The organism is Kitasatospora aureofaciens, from assembly GCF_001188955.3.
Taxonomy (GTDB): Bacteria; Actinomycetota; Actinomycetes; order Streptomycetales; family Streptomycetaceae; genus Kitasatospora; species Kitasatospora aureofaciens.
This window is the reverse complement of record NZ_JPRF03000061.1, coordinates 21,906-33,251: the sequence shown is the minus strand read 5'-3', so window position 1 is coordinate 33,251 and position 11,346 is coordinate 21,906. Positions and strand designations below refer to the sequence as shown.

Sequence of the window (11,346 nt, the reverse complement as noted above, 5' to 3'; positions counted from 1 at the left end):
TGTTGAGTTCTCAAGGAACGGACGCTTCCTTCGGACCGCCTTCCAGCGGGCCCTCCGGGCGCTTCGTTCTTTCGTGTTTCCAGCTTATCAGATGTTTTCCGCTCCGTTTTCCGGAGTTTCATTCATCCGATTTGGCTCTCGCCTTTCGGCGCTCCCGAACTCTATCAGAGTTTCTCGGTCCGTTTTCCCGGCCGTTCTCGAATTCGCATTCGAGGACTTCCTTGGGGCTCGTCCCGTGGGGCAACCCGGAGAACATTACGCACCGGGTCGCCCCACGTCAAACCAGCGGCGCCGGTCAGACCTCGACGACGACCGGCAGGATCATCGGCCGGCGGCGGTAGTTGTCCGCGACCCACTTGCCGATGGTCCGGCGGACGAGCTGCTGCACCTGGCGGGGCTCCAGCACGCCGTCGCTCGCCGAGCGGTCCAGGGCCTCCTGGAGCTTGGCGACGACCGGCGCGAAGGCGTTGTCGTCGATGCCGGAACCGCGGGCCTGGATGGTCGGGCCGCCGACGATCTTGCCGTTGGTCGAGTCGACCGCGACGAAGACCGAGATGAAGCCCTCCTCGCCGAGGATCCTGCGGTCCTTGAGCGAGGCCTCGGTGATGTCGCCGACCGAGGAGCCGTCCACGTAGACGTAGCCGGCCTGCACCTTGCCGACGATCCGGGCGACGCCCTTCTCCAGGTCGACGCAGACGCCGTCCTCGGCGATGACCACGCGGTTGCGCGGCACGCCGGTCGCGATGCCCAGGTCGGCGGCGGCCCGCAGGTGGCGCCATTCGCCGTGGACCGGCATCAGGTTGCGCGGCTTGCAGATGTTGAAGAAGTACAGCAGCTCACCGGCCGAGGCGTGGCCGGAGACGTGCACCTTGGCGTTGCCCTTGTGCACGACCTTGGCGCCCCAGCGGGTCAGGCCGTTGATCACGCGGTAGACGGCGTTCTCGTTGCCCGGGATGAGCGAGGACGCCAGGACGACGGTGTCGCCCTCGACGATGCGGATCTGGTGGTCGCGGTTGGCCATCCGGGACAGTGCCGCCATCGGCTCGCCCTGCGAGCCGGTGCAGATGAGCACGACCTCCTTGTCCGGGAGGTCGTCCAGCTGCTTGACGTCCACGACCATGTTGCCGGGGACCTTCAGATAGCCGAGGTCACGGGCGATGCCCATGTTGCGGACCATGGAGCGGCCGACGAAGGCGACCTTGCGCTTGTACTCGTGGGCGGCGTCCAGCACCTGCTGGATGCGGTGCACGTGGCTGGCGAAGGAGGCGACGATGATGCGCTTGTCGGCGTTGGCGAAGACGTTCCGCAGCGCCGCCGAGATGTCCCGCTCGTGCGGGATGAAGCCGGGGACCTCGGCGTTGGTGGAGTCCACCAGCAGCAGGTCCATGCCCTCCTCGGCCAGCTTGGCGAAGGTCGGCAGGTCGGTGAGGCGGCCGTCCAGCGGCAGCTGGTCCATCTTGAAGTCGCCGGTGGCCACGACCATGCCGGCGGGGGTGCGGACGGCCACGGCGAGGGCGTCCGGGATGGAGTGGTTGACCGCGATGAACTCGCAGTCGAAGGGGCCGATGCGCTCGCGCTCGCCCTCCTTCACCTCCAGCACGTACGGCCGGATGCGGTGCTCGGCGAGCTTGGCCTCGATCAGGGCGAGGGTCAGCTTCGAACCGATCAGCGGGATGTCCGGGTTCTCCCGGAGGAGGAACGGGACGGCCCCGATGTGGTCCTCGTGCCCGTGGGTGAGGACGATGCCGTCGATCTTGTCGAGGCGGTCCCGGATGTAGGTGAAGTCCGGGAGGATCAGGTCCACGCCGGGCTGCTCGTCCTCGGGGAAGAGGACGCCGCAGTCGACGATCAGGATGCGGCCGCCGTACTCGAAGACCGTCATGTTGCGGCCGATCTCGCCGAGGCCGCCGAGCGGAGTGATGCGGAGGGCGCCCTCCTTCAGGGCCGGGGGCGCGCCGAGTTCGGGATGCGGGTGGCTCAAAAGACTCTCCTCACGACGCACGCCATATGCCCGGGGTCCTCCCCCTGGAGACATATGGCGTGCGTACTCAGTGTCGTTTTCCTACTGGGTCGGTGCTCTCGCGCCTTCGGTCCGGTCCAGCGGCGGACCCGGGCGGGTCCGGCGAGCCGGGGCGCGCACGTCTGTGTCTGCTACAGGTGTACCCCGCCGGCGGCGAGATCCTGCTTCAATCGGTCGATCTCCTCGGGCGTCGCGCCGACCAGCGGCAGCCGCAGCGGCCCGGCCGGCAGGCCCTGGAGGTCCAGCGCGGCCTTGCTGAGGATCACGCCCTGGGTGCGGAACATACCGGTGAACACCGGCAGCAGGCCCTGGTGGATCGCGGTGGCCTTGGCCACATCGCCGCCCAGGTAGGCCTCGATCATCGACTTCAGCTCACCGGCCACCACGTGCCCGACGACGCTGACCACGCCGACGGCTCCGACGGACAGCAGCGGCAGGTTGAGGATGTCGTCGCCGGAGTACCAGGCGAGGTCGGAGCGGGCGATCGCCCAGGCCGCGGCGCCCAGGTCGCCCTTGGCGTCCTTGTTGGCGACGATCCGCGGGTGCTCCCCCAGCCGGACCAGGGTCTCGTGGCTCAGCGCGACCCCGCTGCGGCCCGGGATGTCGTACGCCATGACCGGCAGGCCGGTCGCGTCGGCGACCTGCGTGAAGTGCCGGTACAGGCCCTCCTGCGGGGGCTTGTTGTAGTACGGCGTGACGACCAGCAGCCCGTGCGCCCCGGCGGCCTCCGCCTGCCGGGCCAGCTCGACGCTGTGGTGGGTGTCGTTGGTGCCGGCCCCGGCCACCACGTGGGCGCGATCCCCGACCGCCTCCACCACGGCGCGGACGAGCTGGGCCTTCTCGGCGTCGCTGGTGGTCGGGGACTCACCGGTGGTGCCGTTGACGACGAGGCCGTCGTTCCCGGAGTCGACGAGGTGCGTGGCGAGGCGCTGGGCGCCGTCGAGGTCGAGTGCGCCGTCGGCGGTGAACGGAGTGACCATCGCGGTCAGCACCCGGCCGAACGGCGTCTGGGGGGTGGAGGTCGGAGCCATGCGTCCAAAGCTACTCGTAGGCGGTGGGACGGTACCCATGCCGGTCCATGGTTCGGACAGGTGGAGCAGGCCGAGGGCGGGGAGGTGGGACCCCGGTGCTGCCCGCTCGGGGGTTCAGGCAGCACCGGGATCCGTGGTCACGAATGTAGGGAGCGGCTAGAAAAGCCGCAATCCAGACATGCCCGACACCCTGCCCATATGCCTGTCGCCCCAGGTCAGGGGGCGACTCGGCCGTGCTTCTCGAAGGCCGCATGGGTGAGCGGCATGAGCTGAGCCCACTGCTCCTCCATCTGCTCGGCGACCATCTCGATCTCGCGCTGCGGGAAGGACGGAACCGCCGAGTTCTCCCTCCGGGTGCGCAGCGAGAGGAAGTGCATCAGCGAGCGGGCGTTGCAGGTCGCGTACATCGAGGAGAACAGGCCGACGGGCAGCACCGCGCGGGCCACCTCTCGGGCCACGCCGGCCGCCAGCATCTCCTGGTAGCGGGCGTAGGACTCGCGGTAGGCGGCCTCCATCGCCCCCGTGGTGGTCCTGTGCTGCTCGGGGGTGCCCTCGTGGAACTCGTACTTGCCCGGGCGGCCCTGCTGGACCAGCTTGCGGTCCTCGGACGGCACGTAGAAGACCGGCTCGAGCTCGCGGTAGCGGCCGGACTCCTCGTTGTACGACCAGCCGCTGCGGTGCCGGTGGAACTCGCGGAACACGAAGATCGGCGCGCTGATGAAGAAGGTCATCGAGTTGTGCTCGAAGGGCGTGCCGTGACGGTCGCGCATCAGGAAGTTGATCAGGCCCCTGGACTTCTCCGGGTCCTGCTGGAGCGCCTCCAGGGACTGCTCCCCCGCGGTCGACACCCGGGCCGACCAGATGACGTCCGAGTCCGCGGCGGCGCTGCGGACCAGCTCCACCGTCACGTCGCTGCGGAAGCTGGGGGCCGTCGGTTCGTCGCTCACGCGTTACTCCTTGCGGGTTCGGTGCTGTGCAGCCTGATGGCGTGCTGCATGGTCTTGCGGGCGCGCGGGGTGTCGCCGGCGTCGGCGTAGGCCACGGCGAGGCGGAACCAGACCCGCCAGTCGCCGGGCGCGGCCTCCGCCTCGGTCCGGCGGCGGGCGAACACCGCGTCGGCCGAGGCCCGGTCGATCCGCCCGCCGGTGGTGCGCTTCAGCTCGTCCACCGGCAGGCCGCCCTCGGCCTCCAGCTCCCGGGCGAGCTGCTCGCTGGCCCGGCCGAAGCGGACGGTCTGGCGCAGGAACCAGACGCCGATCAGCGGGATCACGAAGGCGCACAGGCCGATGCCGATGCCGAGCGGCTTGCCAGTGGCGATCAGCTGGACGCCCTCCCCCACGCAGAGTAGGGCGACCAGCAACAGCACGCCGGACAGGACGAAGAAACCGGTACGGGAGGTCATGAGTGACTCACAGGTCCAGGAAGTGTTCGAGGCCGAAGGTCAGCCCCGGGGTCTCGACGACCTTGCGCACGCCCAGCAGGATGCCCGGCATGAAGCTGCTGTGGTGCAGCGAGTCGTGCCGGATGGTGAGCGTCTCGCCGGTGTCGCCGAACATCACCTGCTGGTGGGCGAGCAGGCCGCGCAGCCGTACGGCGTGCACGGGCACCCCGTCCACGTCGGCGCCGCGCGCGCCGGGCAGGCTGTGGGTGGTCGGGTCCTGCTGCTTCGGGCGCCCGGCCTCGGCGCGGGCGGCGGCGATCAGCTGGGCGGTGCGGGTGGCGGTGCCGCTGGGGGCGTCGGCCTTGCGGTCGTGGTGCAGTTCGACCACCTCGACCGACTCGAAGTACCGGGCGGCGATCTGGGAGAACTTCATGCCGAGGATCGCGCCGATGGAGAAGTTCGGGGCGATCAGCAGCCCGAGGTCCGGGGCGTCCGCCAGCCAGCCGCGGACGGTGGCGAGCCGCTCGTCCGTCCAGCCGGTGGTGCCGGTGACCACGTGGATGCCGTTGTGGACGCAGTAGTCGAGGTTGCCCATCACCGAGTCCGGGTGGGTCAGTTCGACGGCGACCTGGGCCCCGGACTCGGTCAGCTCCTCCAGCTTCGACCCGCGGCCGAGGGCGGCCGCCAGCTCCAGGTCCGGCGCGGCCTCGACGGCCTTGACGGCCTCGGAGCCGATCCGTCCCTTGGCGCCGATCACGGCGACACGCAGCGTCATAGCGAAGTTCCTCTCAACACCGGCCGGTCTCAGACCAGCAGATCGGCGAGCTTGGCGGCCCGCTTGTCGTTGACCGGACCGATCAGCGCCAGCGACGGCCGGTACGCGCCCAGCACATCACGGGCCACCGCGTGGACGTCCTCCAGGGTCACCGCCGCGATCCGCTCCAGCATGTCGTCCACCGACAGGTGGTGCCCGTAGCTGAGTTCGGCCTTGCCGATCCGGTTCATCAGCGAGCCGGTGTCCTCCATGCCGAGCACGGTGGATCCGGAGATCTGCCCGATCGCGCGTTGCAGCTCCTCCTCGGTGATGCCGTCGGCGACCACCTTGGCCAGCTCCTCGCGGCAGATCCGCAGCACCTCCTCGACCCGCTTGGGCTGGCAGCCGGCGTATATGCCGAACAGGCCGCTGTCCGCGTAGGAGGAGGAGTACGAGTAGACCGAGTACGCCAGGCCGCGCTTCTCCCGGACCTCCTGGAACAGCCGGGAGCTCATCCCGCCGCCCAGGGCCGCGTTGAGCACGCCCATCGCCCAGCGGCGCTCGTCGTGCCGGGGCACCCCGGGCACGCCCAGCACCAGATGGGCCTGCTCGGTGGAGCGGTTGAGCACCTCCACCTTGCCGGCCGTACGCAGCGCCTTGATTCCGCGGCGGGCCTCGGCGGGCGCCGCGGTGGAGCGGGCCAGCACCGGGGCGAAGGCCCGTTCGACCTGCTTGACCACCTTGCGGTGGTCGAGGTTGCCGGCCGCGGCGACGACCAGGTTCTCTGGGCGGTAGCGGCGGTGGTAGAAGCCGGCGATCTGGTCCCGGGTGAGGGCCTTGATGGTCTCCTGGGTGCCGAGGATCGGGCGGCCGAGCGGGCCGCTGCCGTAGATCACCTTGGCGAACAGGTCGTGGACCACGTCGCCCGGGTCGTCCTCGGCCATCGCCATCTCCTCGAGGATGACGCCGCGTTCGGCGTCGACGTCCTCGGGGCGGATCAGCGAGCCGGTGAGCATGTCGCAGACCACGTCGATGGCCAGCGGCAGGTCGGTGTCCAGGACCCGGGCGTAGTAACAGGTGTTCTCCTTCGCGGTGAAGGCGTTCATCTCGCCGCCGACCGCGTCCAGGGCCGCCGAGATGTCCAGCGCGCTGCGCCGCTCGGTGCCCTTGAAGAGCAGGTGCTCCAGGTAGTGGGTCGCGCCGTTGAGCTGCGGGGTCTCGTCCCGCGAGCCGACGCCGACCCAGATGCCGAAGGTCGCGGAGCGCACCGTCGGCAGGGTCTCGGTGACGACCCGCAGGCCGCCGGGCAGGACGGAGCGGCGCACCGTGCCGGCGCCGTCGACGCCCTTGAGCAGGGTCCGGGTGCTGCCGGGACGCTGCTTTACCGCCGGGGCCTGGGCCACGGTGGGTACCTCCAGAGGAAACGCACGTGGATGGCACGTGCGGACGAACGCGTGGACAACGGGGTGCGGCCCGCACGCCGGGAGGCGTACGGGCCGCAAGGGTCAGCTAGCGGCGCTTCACTCGGAAGCGGCCTCGCCGGCTTCCTCGCCCTCGATGACCGGGATCAGGGAGAGCTTGCCGCGCGGGTCGATCTCGGCGATCTCGACCTGCACCTTGGCGCCGACGCCGAGGACGTCCTCGACGTTCTCCACGCGCTTGCCGCCGGCCAGCTTGCGGATCTGCGAGATGTGCAGCAGGCCGTCCTTGCCCGGCATGAGCGAGACGAACGCGCCGAACGTCGTGGTCTTGACCACGGTGCCCAGGTAGCGCTCGCCGACCTCCGGCATGGTCGGGTTGGCGATCTGGTTGATCGTGGTGCGGGCGGCCTCGGCGGCCGGGCCGTCGGCGGCACCGATGTAGATGGTGCCGTCGTCCTCGATCGTGATCTCGGCGCCGGTGTCCTCCTGGATCTGGTTGATCATCTTGCCCTTGGGGCCGATGACCTCGCCGATCTTGTCCACCGGGATCTTGATGGTGATGATGCGCGGCGCGTTCGGGGACATCTCGTCGGGAGAGTCGATGGCCTCGTTCATCACGTCGAGGATGTGCAGGCGGGCGTCGCGGGCCTGCTTCAGCGCGGCGGCCAGCACGGAGGCCGGGATGCCGTTCAGCTTGGTGTCCAGCTGCAGCGCGGTGATGAAGTTGCGGGTACCGGCGACCTTGAAGTCCATGTCGCCGTACGCGTCCTCGGCGCCCAGGATGTCGGTCAGCGCGACGTAGTGGGTCTCACCGTCGATCTCCTGGGAGATCAGGCCCATGGCGATGCCGGCGACGGCGGCCTTCAGCGGCACACCGGCGTTCAGCAGCGACATGGTCGAGGCGCAGACCGAGCCCATCGAGGTGGAGCCGTTGGAGCCGAGCGCCTCGGAGACCTGGCGGATGGCGTACGGGAACTCCTCGCGGGTCGGCAGGACCGGCAGGATGGCGCGCTCGGCCAGGGCGCCGTGGCCGATCTCGCGGCGCTTGGGCGAGCCCACGCGGCCGGTCTCGCCGACCGAGTACGGCGGGAAGTTGTAGTTGTGCATGTAGCGGCGACGCGTCTCCGGGGAGAGCGTGTCGAGCTGCTGCTCCATCCGGAGCATGTTCAGCGTGGTGACGCCCAGGATCTGGGTCTCGCCGCGCTCGAACAGCGCCGAGCCGTGGACGCGCGGGATGGCCTCGACCTCGGCGGCCAGGGTACGGATGTCGGTGACGCCGCGGCCGTCGATGCGGACCTTGTCCTTGATGACGCGCTCGCGGACGATCTTCTTGGTCAGCGCGTTGTAGGCGGCGCTGATCTCCTTCTCGCGGCCCTCGAACTCGGGGAGCAGCTTCTCGGCCGCGACGGCCTTGACGCGGTCCAGCTCGTTGTTGCGCTCCTGCTTGCCCGGGATGGTCAGGGCCTGGGCCAGCTCGTCCTTGACGGCGGCGGTCAGCGCGGCGAGGACGTCGTCCTGGTAGTCCAGGAAGACCGGGAACTCGGCGGTCGGCTTGGCGGCCTGGGCGGCCAGCTGCGACTGCGCGGCGCACAGCACCTTGATGAACGGCTTGGCGGCCTCCAGGCCGGAGGCGACGACCTCTTCGGTCGGCGCCTCGGCGCCGCCCTCGACCAGCTTGATGGTCTTGTCGGTGGCCTCGGCCTCGACCATCATGATCGCGACGTCGCCGTCCGGCAGGACACGACCGGCGACGACCATGTCGAAGACGGCCGACTCCAGCTCGCTGTGGGTCGGGAAGGCGACCCACTGGCCCTTGATCAGCGCGACGCGCACGCCGCCGATCGGGCCGGAGAACGGCAGGCCCGCCAGCTGGGTGGAGGCGGAGGCGGCGTTGATGGCGACCACGTCGTACAGGTGGTCGGGGTTGAGCGCCATCACGGTGCAGACGACCTGGACCTCGTTGCGCAGGCCCTTGACGAAGGACGGGCGCAGCGGGCGGTCGATCAGGCGGCAGGTGAGGATCGCGTCCTCGGAGGGCCGGCCCTCACGACGGAAGAACGAGCCGGGGATGCGGCCGGCGGCGTACATCCGCTCCTCGACGTCCACGGTCAGCGGGAAGAAGTCGAAGTGCTCCTTCGGCTGCTTGGACGCGCTGGTGGCCGACAGCACCATGGTGTCGTCGTCCAGGTAGGCCACGGCGGAGCCGGCGGCCTGACGGGCCAGACGGCCGGTCTCGAAGCGGATGGTACGGGTGCCGAAGGAACCGTTGTCGATAACGGCCTCGGCGTAGAACACGTTCTCTTCCACCTGGAAGATCTCCTCTTTCGTACGTCTCCGGGAGAGCGTCCCCGCGCGCTGCCTCGTGGTGGCCCTGGAGCCCTCCAACCAGGGAGGGCGGCAGTCGGGCCGGTCTTCGATCGAAGCCTCCGGGGCGCCCCGCTCTGCGGCGGGGGTTCCGGGGGCCACTACCGAGGACCGGCGCCTCACGGCTGCCGGGCCGGGACGGGCGGTCCGCGTCTGGACGCTCTCTCGGATGCGGGCGGCTTCCGTTTGAAGCCTTCGTCCCGCGGGGGTCCGGGCTTGCTGCCCGGGTGGCGCGCTGCTGCGCCATCACCCGGCATGCCCACAACCCTACGGTGCAATCCTCGGCCACCTGGGGAGGTGCGCGCGAGTTGTTATGTCCGGGTGCCGCGGCCGAACCGCCGCGGCATACGCGCGAGGGGCGGCTCCCCGGTGTGGGGAGCCGCCCCGAGCGGCGGTCTTAGCGGGCGCCGCCGGCGGCACCGCGGCGGATGCCCAGGCGGTCGACGAGCGTACGGAAGCGCTCGATGTCCTTCTTGGCCAGGTACTGCAGGAGGCGGCGGCGCTGGCCGACCAGGATCAGCAGGCCACGACGCGAGTGGTGGTCGTGCTTGTGGAACTTGAGGTGCTCGGTCAGGTCCGAGATGCGGCGGGAGAGCATGGCGACCTGGACCTCGGGGGAGCCGGTGTCGCCCTCCTTCTGGCCGAACTCGGCGATGATCTGCTTCTTGACGTCAGAGGCGAGAGCCACTGCAACTCCTTCGGGGTCTACCGAGCGGTCCTGGTCGACAGCACAGGACTCTGCGAGAACTCGGTGTCGGTGAGCGCGGCCGGTGGTCGGCTGCCCCTGGGGGCGGACACACGGCTGCGCTCGGAGGCCAAGCGTACCAGTGCCGCCCACCACGCCGGTCGGCGGGTGGGCGGCGGGTGGGAGGCGGGCGTCCCGGGGGTCAGCCGGTGGCGCCGCGGACCAGCCGGTAGATGTTCAGGACGGCGAGCGCCAGCGGGACCAGCGAGATCAGGGTGAGGCTGTCGACCAGGTCCAGGATGCGCCCCCAGAACGGGGAGACACCGAGCCGGGGCACCACCAGGGCGATGGCGGTGAGCAGCGCGGCGCCGAAGGCGATGGAGGCGGCCAGCCAGATGGTGCGCAGGTCCAGGTCGGTGCCGGCGCCGGCGGTGCGCAGGATGAACTGCGGGGTGTGCAGGGACAGCCCGACGATCAGCAGGCACAGGCCGAGCAGCCCGGCCGCGGTGAGGCTGAGGACCTGCGCGGTGTAGCGGAACAGCCGGGCACGCAGCATGGTGGCGATGCCCAGGGCGAGCGCCAGCAGCTCGGGGAAGGTGCGGTCGGTGAAGGAGAGGACGGCGCAGGCGCCGACCACGACCGCGGCGCAGCCGCCGACCAGCCCCACCAGCACCTCGTGGCCGCGGCGGGCCTGGTGGGCGATGCGCTCGTACTGGACGGCCTCGGCGCGCTCGGCCTCCTCGTCGTAGTCGCGACTGCGGGTGCGGGTCTGGCCGGGGGCGCTGAAGCCGACCGGCAGCCGGGCGAAGCGGGCGGAGAGGCTGGGCAGGAAGCCGACCGCGGCGACGGCGGCGACGCCGGTGACGGCGGCGATGTTCCCGGCCGGGGTGTCCGGCATCAGCACGGCCGCGAAGGTGGCGAGGGCGCCGGCGGTGGCGACGAAGGCGGCGGCGACGAACACCGCGTCCATCGTGGGCAGCAGTCCGGCGAGCAGCACGGCGATCACCAGGACGGTGACGCAGCCGGTCAGGAACTGCAGCCGGCCTGGGCCGTCCCACTTGTGGGCGACGGCGATGATGCCGCTGCCGGCGATCAGGGCGTGCGGCAGGGCGCCGAGGCCGAGCGCGACGGCGGCGGGGGCGTCCCCGTAGACCCGGGCGCGGACCCCGGCGAGCGCGGTGAGCACGACGGCGGTGACGCCGGCCAGCACGCCGGGCAGGCTGTGCATGTCGTGGCGCAGGTCGGAGAACCAGAGCGCGAAGCCGAGCAGGGTGAGCAGCACCCCGGTGCCGATCAGGCCGAAGCCGCGCATGAGATCGACGGTCCAGAACCGGCGGTCGGCCTCGACGGCGCTGGCGATGGCGTCGGCGACGTCGTCGTAGACGGCGGGCGGCAGGGACTCGGCGAAGGGGCGCAGCGCCAGCAGGTCACCGTCGCGGACCTGCTGGGCGGCCAGCGAGAGGCTGCTGTCGAGCACGGTGCCGTCGCGGCGGACCAGGTGGAAGCCGGTGGGGGTGCCGTCGGGCTGGCTCTGGTTGGCCAGGCGCAGCACCTCGGGATAGACGTCGGCGAGTGCGACGTCCTCGGGCAGGGCGACGTCGATCCGGCGGTCCGGGGCGACGACGGTCACCCGGCAGTAGCCCGTGGCGGCGGCAGAAGTCACGGCCGCACCTCGATCCTTCGACGCACT

9 protein-coding genes are annotated in these 11,346 nt (G+C 70.7%); all 9 read right to left on the bottom strand.

Annotated features, from left to right (window positions below):
• Window positions 1-295: 295 nt before the first annotated feature.
• Window positions 296-1,981: a ribonuclease J gene (locus HS99_RS32750; protein ID WP_030289916.1), complete on the bottom strand. Its 1,686-nt coding sequence runs from the start codon at window positions 1,979-1,981 to the stop codon at window positions 296-298.
• Window positions 1,982-2,151: 170 nt separating this feature from the next.
• Complete coding sequence (dapA, locus tag HS99_RS32745) at window positions 2,152-3,051, bottom strand: 4-hydroxy-tetrahydrodipicolinate synthase (protein WP_030289915.1); 900 nt, start codon at window positions 3,049-3,051, stop codon at window positions 2,152-2,154.
• A 215-nt stretch (window positions 3,052-3,266) separates the two neighbouring features.
• On the bottom strand, window positions 3,267-3,998 hold the full coding sequence (thyX, locus tag HS99_RS32740; RefSeq protein WP_030289914.1) for an FAD-dependent thymidylate synthase: 732 nt from the start codon (window positions 3,996-3,998) through the stop codon (window positions 3,267-3,269).
• On the bottom strand, window positions 3,995-4,453 hold the full coding sequence (locus HS99_RS32735) for a tetratricopeptide repeat protein (RefSeq protein ID WP_030557087.1): 459 nt from the start codon (window positions 4,451-4,453) through the stop codon (window positions 3,995-3,997). Before HS99_RS32735 ends, thyX begins: the two co-directional genes overlap by 4 nt.
• A gap of 7 nt (window positions 4,454-4,460) precedes the next feature.
• Window positions 4,461-5,207, bottom strand: a complete 747-nt coding sequence (dapB, locus tag HS99_RS32730; protein WP_030557089.1) for a 4-hydroxy-tetrahydrodipicolinate reductase — start codon at window positions 5,205-5,207, stop codon at window positions 4,461-4,463.
• 29 nt (window positions 5,208-5,236) lie between these two features.
• Window positions 5,237-6,589 carry a M16 family metallopeptidase gene (locus HS99_RS32725; RefSeq protein ID WP_223886066.1) on the bottom strand — a complete coding sequence of 451 codons (1,353 nt, stop codon included), beginning with the start codon at window positions 6,587-6,589 and terminating at the stop codon, window positions 5,237-5,239.
• A 117-nt stretch (window positions 6,590-6,706) separates the two neighbouring features.
• The gene (locus HS99_RS32720) at window positions 6,707-8,914 is read right to left on the bottom strand and encodes a polyribonucleotide nucleotidyltransferase (RefSeq protein WP_030289910.1); all 2,208 of its coding nucleotides are present in this window, start codon (window positions 8,912-8,914) and stop codon (window positions 6,707-6,709) included.
• Between the two features lie 454 nt (window positions 8,915-9,368).
• Window positions 9,369-9,659 carry a 30S ribosomal protein S15 gene (gene rpsO, locus HS99_RS32715; RefSeq protein ID WP_030289909.1) on the bottom strand — a complete coding sequence of 97 codons (291 nt, stop codon included), beginning with the start codon at window positions 9,657-9,659 and terminating at the stop codon, window positions 9,369-9,371.
• Between the two features lie 199 nt (window positions 9,660-9,858).
• Entirely contained in the window at window positions 9,859-11,319 is a 1,461-nt protein-coding gene (gene eccD, locus HS99_RS32710) for a type VII secretion integral membrane protein EccD (RefSeq protein WP_030557092.1), read from the bottom strand.
• Window positions 11,320-11,346: the final 27 nt, after the last annotated feature.